General features: G+C 50.5%; 13 protein-coding genes. 5 read left to right on the top strand and 8 right to left on the bottom strand.

The window, feature by feature from the left end:
* Window positions 1-88 precede the first annotated feature (88 nt).
* Entirely contained in the window at window positions 89-541 is a 453-nt protein-coding gene (locus HK11_RS07520) for a nitrate reductase associated protein (RefSeq protein ID WP_086554743.1), read from the bottom strand.
* 240 nt (window positions 542-781) lie between these two features.
* Here HK11_RS07520 and HK11_RS07515 point away from each other — a divergent pair, with 240 nt between their 5' ends.
* Window positions 782-1306, top strand: coding sequence for a hypothetical protein (locus HK11_RS07515; RefSeq protein ID WP_086554742.1), 525 nt, complete (start codon window positions 782-784; stop codon window positions 1304-1306).
* A gap of 94 nt (window positions 1307-1400) precedes the next feature.
* On the opposite strand, the gene HK11_RS07510 is transcribed toward HK11_RS07515, so the two are convergent.
* Window positions 1401-2384 (bottom strand): aldo/keto reductase, encoded by a 984-nt coding sequence (locus HK11_RS07510; RefSeq protein ID WP_086554741.1) that lies wholly within the window; start codon window positions 2382-2384, stop codon window positions 1401-1403.
* Between the two features lie 125 nt (window positions 2385-2509).
* The gene (locus HK11_RS07505; RefSeq protein ID WP_086554740.1) at window positions 2510-3097 is read right to left on the bottom strand and encodes an isochorismatase family protein; all 588 of its coding nucleotides are present in this window, start codon (window positions 3095-3097) and stop codon (window positions 2510-2512) included.
* 144 nt (window positions 3098-3241) lie between these two features.
* Between HK11_RS07505 and HK11_RS07500 the strand changes: the two genes are divergently transcribed.
* The gene (locus HK11_RS07500) at window positions 3242-4276 is read left to right on the top strand and encodes a low specificity L-threonine aldolase (RefSeq protein ID WP_086554739.1); all 1035 of its coding nucleotides are present in this window, start codon (window positions 3242-3244) and stop codon (window positions 4274-4276) included.
* Between the two features lie 214 nt (window positions 4277-4490).
* On the top strand, window positions 4491-5312 hold the full coding sequence (locus HK11_RS07495) for an META domain-containing protein (protein ID WP_086554738.1): 822 nt from the start codon (window positions 4491-4493) through the stop codon (window positions 5310-5312).
* Window positions 5313-5403: 91 nt separating this feature from the next.
* On the opposite strand, the gene HK11_RS07490 is transcribed toward HK11_RS07495, so the two are convergent.
* From HK11_RS07490 to HK11_RS07480, 3 genes are all read right to left on the bottom strand, one after another.
* A complete protein-coding gene (locus tag HK11_RS07490; RefSeq protein ID WP_086554737.1) occupies window positions 5404-8409 on the bottom strand; it encodes a TonB-dependent receptor domain-containing protein in 3006 nt (1001 codons plus the stop codon).
* A 217-nt stretch (window positions 8410-8626) separates the two neighbouring features.
* The gene (locus HK11_RS07485) at window positions 8627-9988 is read right to left on the bottom strand and encodes a TonB-dependent receptor (protein WP_158092796.1); all 1362 of its coding nucleotides are present in this window, start codon (window positions 9986-9988) and stop codon (window positions 8627-8629) included.
* A complete protein-coding gene (locus HK11_RS07480; protein WP_086554735.1) occupies window positions 9985-11874 on the bottom strand; it encodes a TonB-dependent receptor plug domain-containing protein in 1890 nt (629 codons plus the stop codon). The genes HK11_RS07485 and HK11_RS07480 overlap by 4 nt, the downstream gene beginning before the upstream one ends.
* A 327-nt stretch (window positions 11875-12201) precedes the next feature.
* Between HK11_RS07480 and HK11_RS07475 the strand changes: the two genes are divergently transcribed.
* A complete protein-coding gene (locus HK11_RS07475; protein ID WP_086554734.1) occupies window positions 12202-14352 on the top strand; it encodes a M3 family metallopeptidase in 2151 nt (716 codons plus the stop codon).
* A gap of 41 nt (window positions 14353-14393) precedes the next feature.
* Here the strand turns inward: HK11_RS07475 and HK11_RS07470 are convergent, their stop codons facing one another.
* A complete protein-coding gene (locus HK11_RS07470) occupies window positions 14394-15272 on the bottom strand; it encodes a MurR/RpiR family transcriptional regulator (protein WP_086554733.1) in 879 nt (292 codons plus the stop codon).
* Between the two features lie 273 nt (window positions 15273-15545).
* Here HK11_RS07470 and rocF point away from each other — a divergent pair, with 273 nt between their 5' ends.
* Window positions 15546-16448 (top strand): arginase, encoded by a 903-nt coding sequence (gene rocF / locus HK11_RS07465; protein WP_086554732.1) that lies wholly within the window; start codon window positions 15546-15548, stop codon window positions 16446-16448.
* A 7-nt stretch (window positions 16449-16455) separates the two neighbouring features.
* Here rocF and HK11_RS07460 read toward each other — a convergent pair whose 3' ends face one another.
* Entirely contained in the window at window positions 16456-16857 is a 402-nt protein-coding gene (locus HK11_RS07460) for a hypothetical protein (protein WP_086554731.1), read from the bottom strand.
* Window positions 16858-17008: the final 151 nt, after the last annotated feature.

Raw genomic sequence — 17008 nt, 5'->3', positions numbered from 1 at the left:
AACAATTCCTCAGAAGGAACCAGCGTGGCTGGAAAACGACAAAAAAGGCCGGTAACACATGCCACCGGTCAGTGATGCAGTCAGATAATTATGCGAGAATGCCGAACTCTTTCATGGCGGGTACGAAATTCTCATTTTCATGCTGTGATCGTGCAAGTTTAATCAGGGCAAAGCGCTGCAGCGGCGTAAGGCTCTGCCACACACTCAGCGCAGGCGGCGGCACGTTATCAGCGTGGGCCTGTGCCAGCACGGCATCAGGCACGTGAACGGTCTGCTGCCAGTCTGCAAGGTTTTGTGCCGCAAGCAGTTTAGCGGGTTCATCAGTTCTGGTGGCAATAAGGTGCAGCACCAGCGTACGATAAGCCTCAACCTGCTGCGGGGTTGTGCAGGGCTGTTCGGTCAGCTGACCGCGCTCCTCACGCGAAAGCCTGCTCCACTGACGAAGGCTCATTTTAATCGCTACAATATCGAGTTTCTGGCGGGCAATCATCGGAATGCAGCGTAAAGAACCTGCAAAGTCACTTTCAAAGTCAAAAATCATGGTACCTTAATCCACCACTGCCCTGCAGGGCCGGGAGGTCACCCTAGCACCTCAACTGATTGTGGATAAGAGTTTTTTTAGTGTAACAGAGGCATGACAGATATAACCCGCATGGCACAGTATCTCTGCTGCATTACGCTTCAAAAAAACATTCATTATAATTACATATTATATTTTACTTGATTATATTAAAAATAACATAAATAAATATGGATAAATTAATCAAGAAAGGATAGAAAAATGACAAGTGAATTATTTAAATACATTTATAATGGAAGTAATTTTATAACAAAATCATATTCAAAAGAATCTAATATGGAATTTAATTATTTTAGATATGAAAATTGTATTTTAATTGAAATAAAAGAAATAGAATTAATAAATATATTTGATAGAAATCTTGATGAATCACTTAATGAATCAATAGAATTAAGCGGGAAGTCATGTTTTTTAGATCCGGTATATGCGTTTAAAGATGGCGCAATTAATTTAACCAATAAAATAAAATCAAAATTAACATGTAATAGTACCGGCAGTCTGTTCAAAGTATCAGGCGGGATAGAACACTCTGAAATTTCTATAGATCTGACTCTTCCTTCCAGCCCCTACTTCAGTAAATTACTCTCCCTCTCAGGCCGCATAAAAAAAATTGTTATTCATTTAAATACGAATCTATTTTATATACCAGAAGAAAAGAAAAGTATTATTATCGAGAAAAATGATTTTTTTGGATCCTCTCTAAGTAAAGTCGAAATCCATTTATAAAGTAAAATTTCAGGTCATCACATTTTATACTGATGACATTGCCAGCACACTATGTCACAGCCCCTGCGGGCAGAGACTGTGACATATGCTGTAATCAGCGGTTAGGTGGCGCCATAAATTCAGGCCCGACCGGGTCAGTGATTGTTGTTTTAAGAATACGATCAATCTCCGCACGGTCTGCCTCACTCAGGTGCCAGCCAAACACATCGGCCACCCCTTCGATCTGAGCAGGCTTTCTTGCCCCCCACAGGGCAATGAGCGGCCCCTGGTCAAGCACCCAGCGAATAGCCAGCACCATAACAGACTTACCATGTTTATCTGCCAGGGCGCGCAGCTGCTCAACCGCTGCAAGATACTGCTTAAAGCGCGGTGCCTGGAATTTAGGGTCACCACTACGCAGGTCAGTCGCAGGGAAAGTCGTCTCAGCCGTCATTTTACCGGCCAGCAGCCCACGACACAGCGGGCCGTAACCCAGGCCCACCAGCTTGTGCCCGACCATGTAAGGCAGAATATCTTTTTCAATATCACGCTCAAACAGGTTATAGGGCGGCTGCAAAACAGAAAGTGGCGCATGCTGCCTGAAAGTTTCAATTTGTGCGACCGAATAGTTCGATACGCCCAGTGTGCGCACCTTCCCCTCCTTCACCAGTTCAGCCAGCACGCTGGCCGTCTCAGCAACGGGGGTTTTATCATCAGGCCAGTGCACCTGATAAATGTCGAGATAATCAGTTTTCAGGCGGCGCAGGGAGTCTTCCACCTCCTGGCGGATGCGCGCCGGGCTGCTGTCACGAAAAGGTTTTTCATCTTTCCAGTTCAGGCCCACTTTGGTGGCAATAACCACCTTGTCACGCCGGCCCTCAAGCGCACGGCCAATCACTTCTTCAGAGTGCCCAAAGCCATAAACCGGCGCGGTGTCGATCAGGTCAATGCCCTCATCAAGCGCGCTGTGAATGGTGCGTATCGCGTTATCATCATCGGGTCCGCCCCACATCCAGCCGCCGATCGCCCACGTGCCAAGCGCAACGCGTGAGACAGATTTACCAAGCCCCGGAATGGAGATTTTGTCCTGTGAGATCATCTGGAGAGCCTCCTTGTGAAGTTCAGGTTGACGCAGACTCTAACCAGGATAAGCCCGCCCGTCTATGCGGGGTATGCCCCGCCCTGAACACAGTGTATGGCTCGGTTGCACTGACCTGCCAGCTTTTACGCTCTCATATTCAGATCACGCGCAGTTACCAGACCTATCATACGCTGGTGCAGGCGGCTGGTCGCCTGGCGGGCGGTTTCAGGCTGAATGCTGGCGCAGGCATCGGTAATAACCCTGGTCTCAAACTCAAGTAATGCGGCGTCACAGGCGGTATCAGCCACGCAGACATCATAAGCCAGCCCGCACACAAAAACCCGCTTTACCCCACGCTCATGCAAAAAGCCGTTCAGCCCTGTGGGGTGATAGCCTCCGGCATCAGAGAAGGCTGAATAACTGTCCGTGTCCCGCATTGTTCCTTTTCTGAAAAAGGCTGACACCCTGCGCGTATGCAGCACTGAAGACAGCTCAGCCCCGTATGTGCCCTGCACACAGTGGCGCGGCCATGGCCCCCCGCTGCTGTGAAAAGAGCAGTGGTCTGCGGGGTGCCAGTCCTGTGTGGTGACAATAGTCTGAAAAGGCATGTCAGTAAGCTGGTTAATAACGGGCAGAATACGCTCAGCCCCTGGCACGACCAGCGCCCCGCCACGCAGAAAATCGTTCTGAACATCAACAATAATCAGGGCATCTGCGGGAGTAACCGGCATGTACACTGTGCTCCGTCTTCTATATGGGGCAGACAGGCTGCTCTGCCCGGGCAAAACGAGTAAAGCACTGTTTTGCCTCTGCCTGCTACCTGTTTGCTGTGCTAAACAGGGCCATGACCGCCATCACATTAAGGAGCACACGTTATGGCCCAGCAATTTGCCAGTGATAACTATGCCGGGGCCTGCCCTGAAGCATGGGAGGCTATGCAACAGGCCAATAGTGGTTCTCTCGTCGCTTATGGTGAGGATGAATGGACAGCACGCGCCGCACAGGCCTTTCGCACGCTGTTTGATACACAATGCGAGGTCTTTTTCGTTTTTAACGGCACGGCAGCAAACTCGCTGGCTCTGGCTTCTTTATGCCAGTCCTACAACAGCGTGATCTGTGCCTCATGCGCGCATGTCGAAACTGACGAATGTGGCGCACCTGAATTCTTCTCCGGCGGGGCAAAGCTGCTGGTCGCACGCACTGACAGCGCAAAGCTCACCCCTGAGGATATCCGCTCTCTGGCCACCTGCCGTTCTGACATTCACTACCCCCGCCCACGGGCTGTCACTATCACGCAACCCACAGAAACCGGCGAGATTTATACACCCGACGAAATACGCGCCATTTCACAAACCTGCCGTGCGCTTGGCCTGCGCCTGCATATGGACGGCTCACGCTTTGCCAATGCCTGTGCCTCTCTCGGGTGCAGCCCGGCCGACATAACCTGGAAAGCCGGTGTGGATGTGCTGTGCTTTGGCGGCACAAAAAACGGTATGATGGTGGGTGAGGCTGTTGTCTTCTTTGACCCCGCCCTGGCAGACGGCTTTGACTATCGCTGTAAACAGGCCGGACAGCTTGCCTCTAAAATGCGTTTTCTGTCAGCACCCTGGGTGCATATGCTCGAAAGTGGCGCCTGGCTGCGCAACGGGGCACATGGCAATGCCTGCGCACAAAAGCTGGCTGATGCGATAAAGGCTCTTCCCGGTATTGATCTGCTTTTTCCGGTGCAGGCCAATGGTGTCTTCATACGTGGGTCAGACATATTATTTGAAAAACTCCGCGCCAGAGGCTGGCGTTTTTATACCTTCATTGGTGGCGGCGCGCGCTTTATGTTCGCGTGGGATGCCGACCCTGCCCGTGTTGATGAACTGGCTTCTGACATTGCTTTATGCAGCAAAGACGACCTGTAACTGACAGGTTACGCCATTATCATGCCCGGGCTGGTGTTAGCGCGGAACTATTTGAAACAGTATCACTATGGGCAGGCCTGTATTATCGCCTGCCCTTTATAAATTTCAGCCTCATCAGAGAGGTTAAATAACCGGAAAAGTAATGCAAACTGGCATTATCTTCTCCGCTCTACTATTCTGAAAAAACATATTCTGAAACAAAACAGCGAATACCATGATCAGAAAAACAAAAACTGTTTTCACGACCTCTTACAGGCATATGCTTATGGGAGGACTAAGTCTGAGCCTGCCTCTCCTGACAGGGGGATGCTCTTTATTTCATAAATCTTCTCCCGCAGTGCCGCAGTCCGTACAAAATTCAGATGACGTTTATCAGGCAGCAGGCTCCTCGCCCGACTGGCACCTGACGCTCTCTGGCAACACACTCACCTTTAACCGGCAGGGTGCACCGACACAGATTAAAACACTGACGGAGGATGAGAGCGATGCAGCGCACAGAACCTATCTCACTAAAAAAATGAAAGTTGATGTGACCCCTCAGACCTGCACAAACAGTACAACAGGTCAGACCTACAGCGAGACAGTGACCGTAAAAACACCGCAGGGCACTTATCATGGCTGCGGTGGCGACCCTGCCAGAGCAGCGATTATTAACGGCACAAGCTGGGTTGTTACGGCATTAAACGGCACTCCTGTTACGGCAGGCAACGACCGGCCAAGCCTTACAGATGCAACAACTGATATGGCCCCGGATGTGCAGCAAACCCCGACCCTCAACATCAACGCCACAGGTGATGTCTCTGGCTCTGACGGGTGCAACCGTTACTCAGGGGGGATGACTGTCAGACCAGAAGGCAGGATCATTCACCAGCAAAGCGGCATGAATACACTCATGGCCTGCTCTGGCGCAATTATGCAGCGGGCTGACATATTTAACGGGCTGCTGCGGGCTGCGACAAGCTGGCAGGCCAGTGGCAGCACCCTCACCCTTAAAACAGATGATGACCGCACTATTCAGCTGCGCCAGATTTTATAAACCTGAATTAAAACCGGTTATTTTCATACAAAAAGGGCCGCTGTTGATGTCTCAACAGCGGCCCTGCCTGTTTCAGATCAGGAAGATCTTATCAGAAGGTTGTGCCAGCCTGCAGCAGGAAGGTACGACCTGCATAGTAACCACCATATGTTGAGTCGTTACTGTTATCAGAAGAGTTAACAAGGAACGGAGGCTGTTTGTTCGCAAGGTTCTGAACTTCGAACTGGAATGCCCATTTCTTGTAGTTATAGTTAAAGGTCAGGTCCTGAAGAACCATGTTTGGTGTTTTAACACGACCATAACCCTGTGATTTGTAAATACGGTTTGAACCGTCGTTCCAGTGCATGCCGCTCATATACTGCAGCATATAGGTTACGCTGAAGTCGTTATGACGCCATGTAAAAGAAGCATAGTCACGTACGGTCGGGTTAGATGTGCCCCCGGCCTGATAGGTGATCGTGCCTTTATAGTCATATTTCGGGCCACCCGGAACCAGCTGCTGCTTGTAGCTCACCAGTTTCTGGAAGTTATTCGAAATAATCAGCGAGTCTTCCCAGGTCAGACGGATGCGGTATGTCAGATCCCAGTCAATACCACTGGTGGTCATAGCACCGCCATTGATATTGTAAGCTGAAACAGAGTTGATCTGTCCGTTGCTCAGACGGTTAATCGCTGCACAGTTTGATGTGCCTGTACCCGTGTAGCAGCTATCAAGAATATACTGTGTTGGCAGTGAGGTAATCATGTTTGATACACGATAATGCCAGAAGGATACGCTGGTCATCAGGCCAGGAACCCAGCGTGGTGTCATGGTTGCACCAAAAGTATAGGTACGGCCAACTTCAGGCTGCAGCTTGGTGTTACCGCCCATAAGGGTTGCAACCTGACCTGCCCCTGCTTCTGTAAAGTTTTTAGGGTTAATGCCATGCTTCATGCAGTTTGCCATAACGGTTGGCTGTAATGCACCATAAGTTGTGATCTGCGATGAATCACATGGATCATTCGCGCCGTTATAGCTCATATACTGACCGCCATAGAGCTCAAACACGTTTGGCTGACGGAAAGACGTACCCAGTGTACCACGGAAGGCGATATCACGGGTTGGCGCCCAGTTAATACCAACTTTCCAGTTATAGGTATTACCAAAAGTATTATAGCCTGAATAACGACCCTGACCATCAATAGACAGGTTTTTAGCAAACATCGCATTGTGCAGCAGGGTCAGGTTACCTTCAAGGTAAGCTTCAGAGGCATTAAAGCCACCACCTGTTGCAGCCATTGTGTTGCTCAGCGTACCACCCTGCTGAATAAGCGGGTCAGGGTTATAGCTCAGCTGCTCACTACGGTGTTCCATACCAAGAGCAATACCCAGGCTGCCACCGTGAGCATACGGCATTTTCACAACGTTGTCGTTGTGAATACGTACGTTGGTGTCACGCAGCTGATAGTGATAGTGATCGTGCTCTTTATAGTTGGCGTAAGCTGTAGCCTCCTGAGAGAGAGGGCCCAGCGCGCTCGAGAACGAGCAGCCGGCGGCACCGGCACAGGCATTCGGGTTATAAACCAGCGAACTGCCGGAATCACCTGGTGTTGCAGGAGACAGACCCCAGACCTGAAGCAGTTTTGCGTAGTTACCCACACCTGATGTCGTCATTGTGCCCATGGTTGAACCATAGGTGAAGGAGGCATCGTATTTCCAGCCAGCGATAATATCGCCTTTTGCGCCAACCATAGCGGTCAGTGCGTCAACTGACGTATCGGCTTTACGTTTGCCAAATTCATCCATACGACGGTACATCTGCAGCTCTTCACCGCTGGTGTTACCAGGGTAATTGCTCGGAATAATAATAGAGCTTGGCAGAGTAGAAGGCGGGTTGCTGCCTGTAGCAGGCATAGGCGCCATTGTCGTTGAGGATGTTTTATGACTGTACATCACGTTAGAATAAAGCGTGAAGTGCTTGTTAAAGTCATAATGTGCATCACCCATCAGGCTTGAGTTATCAAGCTCGTTGAGGAGTGACTGGTCCTGCGCATAGTTATAACGGCTGGAGCTGCTGTAAGGTGTCAGACCACCGGCAGAATTACCGTTAAAAACCGGGCTTCCTGCATCATTAAAAAACGTACCGCTGGTAGAGATAACCGAACCATAACTCTGCGAACCGCTGGAAGTGTTAGAAACCTGTGGGTTACGTGCCCATTTGCGGTTCCACTGCTTCACACCGTCCTGATGGCTGAACTGACCAAAAATAGTCACGTTGCCGCGGTTATGGTCGAAGTTCCAGCCTTTATAAGCTGATGCCATAAACTGACGGTTATCACCATATTGCGTGAGGCTGCCACGCATGGTCACACCACCGGTATTGACGTCATGCTTCATTTTAATGTTGATAACGCCGGAGACTGCGTCAGCACCATAAAGCTCTGAACCACCATCTTTAAGAATTTCGATTGAGCTGATCGCCATCACCGGGATGGAGTTCATGTCAACGCACTGACCAACGCCTGTTGAGCTCTGTGTGACACGCTTGCCATCAACCAGAACCAGCACACGGTTACCACCAAGGTTACGGATGTCAGTACAGGACATACCTGCACCACCATTGGTATCTGCGTTGCCAGTGCCGCCTGAACCAACTGATGGCATACGCTGAAGGAAGTCACCAACGTTTGTCACACCGGTCTGCTGAATTTCTTTAGCAGTAATGGTCTGCACAGGGTTTGCGCTGAACTGACGCGCCTGCTTAAGGAACGAACCTGTCACAGTTACAGCTTCGGTACTACCGGCAACAGTTGCCTGATCAAGCGTTTTCGCATTGCTGACGCGTACTGCTGATTTGCTGGTAGCAACCTGCTTAGACTGACCGGCAGAGGTCGCTGCGGTCTGATGAGCAGATGATGCCTTAGCAGTGCTGGCGTTACGTGCACGCGTTGCTTTTTTCTTCACATGATGAACGGCCGCAGTTGTATCGGCTCCACCAGTTGTTTGTGCATAAGCGAACGAGGCTGAGAGGGAAAAGCCGGCTGAGAAAACCGGCAAGACATACAACAGTCTGAACGACCGCCGCACCTGTGACTTTCGGTGGGGTATCTGAATCATATGGAAGAAAGACCTCTGCAACAGGAAATTATGACAACTTCATGAACTTCGTTAGACGGTTTCGATTATGAAATTATCGCCTCAGTTGTCGATGCAGAATCAGCACATGTCTTTTTTTCTTCGCAACACTGCTGCATTTACGCCACAGTTACACCCCGATCACAGCCAGAAACTGGCTGAAATGCACATTCTTACGATAAGTCATTTCGATATCAGATCAGAACTCAACCCCGGCCTGCACCTGAAAGTTGCGCCCCAGAATCGCATTCCAGTAGCGACTGGTGTCCCCCTGGTAAGGATATTGAGGGCGGGCGTTAAACACGTTATTCATGACAAAATTAACATTGTAATGCCTGGCGAAGGTATATCCCGTTGTGAAATTAAACGTGAAATACTGTTTCATAGTATTATGCGGGTAGAGCCCTCCAGGCACCTGGAGCTTATATTTGGCTTTACCATAATACTGCATCTGCCACTGAGCGAAGAGTGGCCCGCGCATATAGTTAAAGCTGGCTGTAAAATTATCCCGCAAATCAGATGAATCACCCAGATACTGATAGCGTGTGGTTAAAATCTGACCTGTATGACGTATATTGTGCGCATAATTCACAGTCGTCTGCACTGCACCGGCATTTTCTGACAGACCAAGTTTTGATAAAGGCAGGTAATACGTGGCATGCACCTGCATAGCACGTGTATGCTGCGTGCCAATATTGTAGTTACCCGCAGTAAAACCATTTTTAATCTGAAAATCAGAGTTTCTGCTAAAACTATTGCAATATTTATTATCAGGATAAGAAGCAGAATCATAGCATGCTGCCAGTATCTGTTCCAGGCTGAGTGATTCAATCTGCTTTTTTACACGCACATCATACACATCAACTCCAATACTTAACCCTCTGACCCAGCGCGGCTGAACAGATGTACCAACAGTAAACTGTGAAGCTTCTTCACTTTTAAGATTTTTGTTTCCGCCAGACTGCCCTCTGACAGAAAATTTATTAAAATTTGACTGAAAATCCTTAGGCACACCGGCTTTCGTGCAGTTCAGACGCCGTTGCACAGGGTTAGGCCCCGAATTAATGGCGGTGACATCGCACGGGTCTGTCCCTTTGCTATAAATTGTTCCCATTGGCTGAAACAACTCAGAGACTGAAGGGGCACGAAACGAAGTCGTATAGTTTCCATGGAACACAATGTCACGCACAGGCGCATAGCTGCCGCCGCCTGAATAGGCACAGAAACCACCAGTCATGCTGTTATTGACATAACGGGCCGAACCGGTTGCCGTAAGAGAATAAACCCCCCTTACATGCATAAGAGGCGACACAAGCGGGATGAGTGTTTCAGCAAAGACCTCGTTGGTATGGTAAGAGCCCTGCACATTCTGCATTGCCACTCTAGCCCCATATGACTGGTATGTACCGTCTGCCATCTCCTGCCCGCGGTAATATCCGCCAGGATTAAAGCTGGTCTCCTCAAAGCGATGTTCGTAACCAAAGTCATAAGTCCAGTCACCGGCTGGCAGCTTCATTACTGTGCTGCGCACATCAGCATTCAGGTCCCATTGCTGGTTCACAGACCGTGCCGTCGCACTGGTCTGAATATAATCACGTGCTGCGCCGGAGGCCTGGTCATAACCAAACGGATTAAGGGGCCACAGGTCTGACTAAAGGCCGGATAAGCTGCATTAGTATAATCTGGTGCACAGACAATATTACCCGCGCCATCAACCTGCGCGTTCAGGGCATTAAGATAGTTCTGTAAAAGAAGTTCTGTCTGCTTTGTGCGCGAACGATACTGGCCATATTCAAAACTCCCCTTCCAGTCAAAGTGCCTGTGACCTGCATTAAAGTCACCCTGCAGGCCACCCACAAACCGGAACAGGTCAGTCGTCGTTGTATATTTGCCTTTATAATAATCTGTGCTGGCACGGGAGAGGTAGAATTTATCCGTCGGCAAGCCAGCATTTGCCAGGTTTTGTCTGAGGATCTCTCTCACCTCAGAGGTCAGAAACGGATTATCCGTGCTGAGCTCCATCGCGCCATTAGGCTGGCCGGGGCCGTCAAACACATCATCGAACATCTGAGTGTTGTAATAAGGCTGCGAAGCCGTATTCGCGACTGAAGAGTGGACGTACCAGGCCTCATAAGTAAAACGCAGATGCCTGGTAAAATCATAATGCCCGAGCGTTGTCAGGTTCAGACGCTGCTGGTCATTTAAGAGATTTCCATAGTTACCTATCGGGAAACCATTCATCTCCCCCTTTTTACCGACAGCCGTAAATCCATCCCCCGTCGGGGTACCGGGCCTGAGCGGCACAAGCGACCTGCCATCCTGACTAAAAATAAGAGGCTGCCCGGCCGGGCTGGTAATCGAGCTTCCCGTCGCAACTCCCTGATAGTTAGGATAATCGCCATAATTACCCAGCATGCCAGGCACACCGGTTTGCGTAAACGGCAGATACTCGCGGCTGCCGCGGCTCAGATCATAACCGTTACCCGCCTGATTACGCGTATATTGCAGTTTTTTATCGCTTGTACCGGCCCATCGTGCCCTGTCAGCATTTGTCATGCCAAAGGTCTGATTATACTCAACATCAAACACAACTGTGCCGCGCTCATGGTCAAAATGAGTACCGGCCTTACCCGCCAGACGATAATCTATACCATCACCCTTCTGGCTAAAGCCGGTCTGCCCGGTCAGATTCACGCCTTTATAATCATCATCCAGAATAAAGTTCTGCACACCCGCAATAGCGTCAGACCCATAAACCGGCCCGCCGGAACCCACGACCACATCAACTTTTTTAATCAGCAAAGTGGGGATGTTTGCCAGGTCAACCGGGGAGCCCTGTACCGCACTAAACTGCGAAGCCGTAGAGGATGATACAAAACGCCGGCCATTCACCAGCGTCAGTGTGCGCTGAGCTCCCAGCCCCAGCAAATCACCATAAGTCTGCCCGGCACCGAAAGCACCTCCTGCTGCCCCCACAGGGCTGTTAGCCGGTGTGCTGTAATTCGGGTTTTCAGTCATCAGGGCCATACCAATATTGGTGTAGCCCCGATGCCTGATCTGATCTTCGCCAAGTGTCATTGACGCCATATTGTCGGTCAGGCGCCCCTTTTGCAGGCGCGAACCTGTGACCGTGACGGTCTCCTTCCTGCCGGAAAGAACAGTATCCTGCTGCACTTTCCTGACGACAGAAAACGGAACCTCCGCCCCGGACGAAACCGCAGCCGCGGCAGACTGAGCAGCTCCCTGTGGCTGCGTATGCCCCTTACTGGCATAGACTTTTTTATGCTGCACCGCCTTCTTCGGACTCCGGACCTCTGACGCCGGGCGCTCTTCGCTCTGAGCTTCGGCCATATCAGACCAGCACCACGGCATCAGAGCAGGCAAAGCAGACAACAGTATTAAAGAATAACGGGATAAATTTATTCGTTTTACATTAGTTTTATTCATTTCAGCACGAATCCTGCATCCACGGCACAGAGCGATTCCGGTCGGGTATCAGCATGCTGACTTTATTTATTACGGTAAATTAATTTAATGACATTATTGTAAATATAAGGGCTCATTGTTGCTTATTGGCAACAAAAATATGCCACACCCCGCCACATAAAAAACCTTAGAAAATCAAGCAACTGTGCTTTTTTTACCAATCTTCCCCCTTTCGGGGCTCCGCACTTTACTTGACACCCCGCACGCTGCCCCATAACTCAGAATGCATTGCAACCCTGATGTGCTTTCGCCTTCTGGCTGAAGCACAGATACTGCCGGGACGTTATAATGCTTAAGAATCGCTCATGGCTTTATGCTCTGACAACAGCCACCTGCCTTGCCGGCAGCAGCACCCATGCGCTGGCTGACGCACTGCCCGCAACCAATCCGTTTGCGACAGAAAGCACTCTGCCTTATCACGCTCCACGCTTTGACCAGATCAAAGACAGTGACTACCAGCCCGCTTTTATGCAGGGCATGAGTGAGCAGGCCGCAGAAATTAACAAAATTGCCACGAACCCTGAGTCAGCAACGTTTGACAACACCATTGTTGCACTCGAGCGCTCAGGCCGCCTGCTCGACCGTGTGCAGGAAACCTTCAATGGTGTTTACAGTGCGAACACCAACCCGGCTCTGGACAAAGTGCAGGAAGCGATTGCACCGCTGCTCTCAGCGCACGCTGATGCCATTTATATGAACCCCGCTTTGTTTGCCCGTGTACAGTTTCTGCATGCCCGCCAGGATGCTCTGGGGCTGAATACCGAACAAAAACAGGTCATTAACATTTACTACCAGGCTTTTATTCATTCAGGTGCAAAACTGACTGATGAAGAAAAAGCAAAGCTGCGCGCACTCAACACACAGCTTTCAAAACTCGAAACACAGTTTCAGCAAAAACTGCTGGCTGCCACAAAAGCCGCAGCTCTTATTGTGCCCGATAAAGCCGCTCTGGCTGGCCTTGATGACGCCGCGCTGAACCAGGCCGCAACAGCAGCAGCCGGCCGCAACCTGAATGGTAAATGGCTTATCGCGCTGCAAAACACTACACAGCAGCCGATTTTCTCTTCTATGGATGACCGCGCCACACGTCAGGCATTGTTTGAACATTCATGGACCCGCGCTGAGCAGGGTGGTGCAAACGACACCCGCGACACTATTGCCACCATTGCGCAGCTGCGCGCCCGGAAAGCGGCTCTGTTTGGTTATTCTGACTATGCCAGCTACATCCTTTCTGATCAGATGGCCAGCACACCAGCTCAGATCCATCAGTTCATTGGCAAAATGCTGCCTGCACTGGCTGCCAAACAGAAACAGGAAGTCACCGACCTTCAGGCTTTTATTGACCAGCAGAACAAAAAAGAGGGCAAAGACAGCTTTGCTCTCCAGCCATGGGACTGGTCTTATTATGCAGACAGGCTGCGTAAAGAGAAATTCCACCTCGATGAGAGCCAGCTGAAGCCTTATTTTGAGCTGAACCGCGTGCTGACTGATGGTGTGTTCTTTGCCGCTAACAAGCTCTATGGCATCACCTTTAAACGCCGCACCGACATTCCGGTTTATAACCCTGATGTGATGGTCTTTGAAGTGTTTGACAAAGACAACTCACCACTGGGGCTGATGTATTTCGACTACTTCCAGCGTGACAACAAAAACGGTGGCGCATGGATGTCGAATTTTGTTGGCCAGTCAAAACTGCTGGGCACAAAACCAGTTATTTATAACGTCGGCAATTTTGCAAAACCTGAAAAAGGTCAGCCAGCCCTCATCTCTTATGATGATGTTGTCACCATGTTCCACGAATTTGGCCATGCACTGCATGGGCTGTTTGCGGCACAGACCTACCCTATTCTTTCAGGCACAGCGGTAGCCCGTGACTTTGTTGAGTTCCCGTCGCAGTTCAATGAGCACTGGTCGCTGGAGCCAACCGTGCTGGCACATTATGCCGTTAATTATAAAACCGGCGCGCCTATGCCTGCTGACCTGGTAAAACGCCTGAAAGAATCCTCTTCTTTCGATGCCGGTTACAGAATGGGCGAAATCGTCTCTGCTGCTGAACTTGACCTGGACTGGCACAGCCTGAATGCCTCCGCCCCCAGGCAGGACGTTGATGTGTTTGAGAAAAATGCTCTGAGCAAAATGGGCCTTAACACGACGGATATCCCGCCGCGTTATCGTTCAAGCTACTTCCTGCATATCTGGAGCAACGGGTACTCAGCCGGGTATTATGCCTATCTGTGGACGCAGATGCTGTGTGATGACAGCTATGACTGGTTTGTAAAACATGGTGGCCTGACACGTGAAAACGGGCAGCGCTTCCGTGATATGATCCTCTCACGCGGTCATACACAGGATTATGAGCCCATGTTTAAAGCCTTCTACGGCAAAGACCCTGACATCGGGCCAATGCTGGTTTCACGCGGGCTGACTGTAAAAAATTAAGCTGCAAGCACGCTCCTGCCCCCTGTACCGGGGGCAGGCCGTCATGGTGCCTCCTGCCTGACGGGCGTGGGGCGCCGCCGCTCTGACACGGCACAGGCTAACACTGCACCCAGTAAAAATGCGGAAGCATGAAAACGAAACCCCCGGTGGTCTGCTTCACGGCACTCGAACCATAAACCGGTTTTAGGGATAACGGGGCTGGCAGCCCTGTCAGTAAACGCAACCATGCTCACCCCATAGCTTTCAAGCCGCTGGCTCAGCTCCGTCGTCTGCTCAAAGTATGGCGAGAAAGAGAGCACGACAGCCGCATCTTCCGGGCCTGCACGGCGTATAGCATCATACTCCATTCCGCTTTCAAGGCCGATCAGACAATGTGCTATCCCTCTGACGGAAAAATAATATGCAACCAGGCGTGCCACAGGCATGCTTTCTTTAAGCCCCAGAATATAAATCACTCTGGCCGATGCCAGGATATCAGCTGCCGCCTCGAGCCGTTCAGGCCGGGTTTCCCTGCACACGGCATCGAGTGACAAACCTGCCGCCCGGCAAAACCCGTCAAGCAGGTTACCAGCACGCGCGGGCTGACCATCTGAGCGCCTGAGCGCTGCTGCCCAGGCTTCATGCTGCAGGCTGCGCTGGAAAAAATACTTTTTAAAAACAGAATGTAACTCAGAAAAACTTTCAAAGCCCAGAGCATGTGCAAATCTTACAATTGTCGAAGGCTGCACGCCCGCTGTTTCAGACAGGACTTTAGCCGTACCCATGGCAAATTCTTCCGGGTGGCTGACAACAAAATCAGCAAACTGACGCAGGCGCGGGCTTAGCCCATCATAACGCTGACGTAGTTTATGATAAAAATTATCATAATTCTCAATGGTTTTTTCATAATCGTCAGAAGATGACACAGTTTCTGAGGTCATATGCCTTACCGCTCTCACAATAAAAAATATGAATAAGTTTATTTATATTTAGTCAAATCATAATTTTTTTAAAGAATTATTTGTTTTTTAATTAAGAATCATAAGGTTATACACAAAAATACCCATCCCCCCTGAAAGTTCAGACATACAGAAGCGCGAACTCTTGCCCGTGTAAAACAATCCAGAGTAACAAGAGAGCCACGCGCGTGCACTGACACGCAAAGGAGCCCGGCCTCCCCCCTCACCCCTATAGTGCGAAGGGATAAAATAGTTATGAAAACATGCCATATTCTGGGTGTGCCCGTGCAAACCGGTGCCTCCCGTAAGGGCTGTATTATGGGCCCTGCCGCCCTGCGCACAGCCGGACTGCCTGACACACTGCGCCAGCTTGGCTGGGATGTCACTGACCTGGGAGATGCCCAGCCCGACCAGTACCAGAACGTTAACCACACCAACCCGGCTGTGCATCATCTGCCCGACATGGTTGCCTGGACCAGCAGCCTGACCCGCCATGCCCTGCAGATGGCCCGCACATGCGATGTGCCTGTTTTTATGGGCGGTGACCACTCCATGTCTGCCGGCACTGTGGCAGGCATAGCGCAACATGCTGCTGAGCTTAATCAGCCTCAGTTTGTGCTCTGGCTTGATGCGCATACAGACCTGCACACACTGCACACCACCACCAGCGGTAATCTGCACGGTACACCTGTTGCCTATTTTACCGGACAGACAGGGTTTGAGGGGCTCCCTCCCCTTGCTGCACCGGTTGACCCCCATAATATGTACATGATGGGCATCCGCTCCGTTGACCCGGAAGAGAAACGCCACGCACGTGATATTGGTGTCACTGTTTTTGACATGCGCACCCTGGATGAGAGCGGTGTGATCAGGCCACTGACCCATTTTCTTGAACGGGTGGAACATGCCGGCGGACGGTTACATGTCAGCCTGGATGTTGACTTTCTTGACCCCGAAATCGCACCAGGCGGTGGCACCGTAGTGCCCGGTGGCATCACTTTTCGCGAAGCCCATCTGATTATGGAAATTCTGCATGACAGCGGGCTGGTTACCTCGCTCGACCTGGCAGAGCTTAACCCTTTTCTGGATGTCAGAGGCAAAACAGCGCACCTGCTGACCGACCTGACCGCCAGCCTGTTTGGGCGGCATATTCTTTAAAGCACCTTCAGGGCGCAGAGGCTGTAACCGTGTAACCTGTATAAGGTGCACGACAAAACAGCCTTTGCCCCACGCTCAGGTCACACTCACGATAAATACCCTGCTCACGAATAACGGCCCTGCCTGTATAAGGCCCGCCACAAAATGACACCTGCCCCACGCTCAGGTCACATTTCCTGTATGCTCCCTGAGAGCGGATGATGGCTGTGCCGGAATAAAGCCCGCCACAAAATGACTGTTGCCCGGCGGTCAGGTTACACTGGCGATAAGGCCTGGCCGCCACAGGGGCAGAGGCCGCACTGGCAGGCTGAGCCAGCACATCACCGGCAGCAAAAACACCACCAAACAATAAAAAAGCAAAGCCTTTACACAAAATTCCCGCAGATGAAGGGCTAATGAATTTTGTCATCTGTCTCTCTCTCTTATTCAAAAACATTGCAGGTCTGACAAAAAAACACTTTTTTTAAATAAGACCTTGACCACAAAAAAAAACACCTATAGATGAGCACTCACGCCTCCAGTCCCGTTCGTCTAGAGGCCTAGGACACCGCCCTTTCACG

This window comes from Acetobacter sp. DmW_043, from assembly GCF_002153485.1.
Classification (GTDB): Bacteria; Pseudomonadota; Alphaproteobacteria; order Acetobacterales; family Acetobacteraceae; genus Acetobacter; species Acetobacter thailandicus.
Note: the sequence above shows the minus strand (reverse complement) of the source record. Positions and strands in the feature narration are given on the sequence as shown.

What these genes read in the sequence shown, in the direction of transcription:
- HK11_RS07510 (WP_086554741.1), bottom strand. Translation starts at nt 2,384, where the DNA reads ATGATCTCACAGGACAAAATCTCCATTCCGGGGCTTGGTAAATCTGTC.
- HK11_RS07490 (WP_086554737.1), bottom strand. Translation starts at nt 8,409, where the DNA reads ATGATTCAGATACCCCACCGAAAGTCACAGGTGCGGCGGTCGTTCAGA.
- rocF (WP_086554732.1), top strand. Translation starts at nt 15,546, where the DNA reads ATGAAAACATGCCATATTCTGGGTGTGCCCGTGCAAACCGGTGCCTCC.
- HK11_RS07495 (WP_086554738.1), top strand. Translation starts at nt 4,491, where the DNA reads ATGATCAGAAAAACAAAAACTGTTTTCACGACCTCTTACAGGCATATG.
- HK11_RS07500 (WP_086554739.1), top strand. Translation starts at nt 3,242, where the DNA reads ATGGCCCAGCAATTTGCCAGTGATAACTATGCCGGGGCCTGCCCTGAA.
- HK11_RS07515 (WP_086554742.1), top strand. Translation starts at nt 782, where the DNA reads ATGACAAGTGAATTATTTAAATACATTTATAATGGAAGTAATTTTATA.
- HK11_RS07475 (WP_086554734.1), top strand. Translation starts at nt 12,202, where the DNA reads ATGCTTAAGAATCGCTCATGGCTTTATGCTCTGACAACAGCCACCTGC.
- HK11_RS07480 (WP_086554735.1), bottom strand. Translation starts at nt 11,874, where the DNA reads ATGAATAAAACTAATGTAAAACGAATAAATTTATCCCGTTATTCTTTA.
- HK11_RS07460 (WP_086554731.1), bottom strand. Translation starts at nt 16,857, where the DNA reads ATGACAAAATTCATTAGCCCTTCATCTGCGGGAATTTTGTGTAAAGGC.
- HK11_RS07520 (WP_086554743.1), bottom strand. Translation starts at nt 541, where the DNA reads ATGATTTTTGACTTTGAAAGTGACTTTGCAGGTTCTTTACGCTGCATT.
- HK11_RS07470 (WP_086554733.1), bottom strand. Translation starts at nt 15,272, where the DNA reads ATGACCTCAGAAACTGTGTCATCTTCTGACGATTATGAAAAAACCATT.
- HK11_RS07505 (WP_086554740.1), bottom strand. Translation starts at nt 3,097, where the DNA reads ATGCCGGTTACTCCCGCAGATGCCCTGATTATTGTTGATGTTCAGAAC.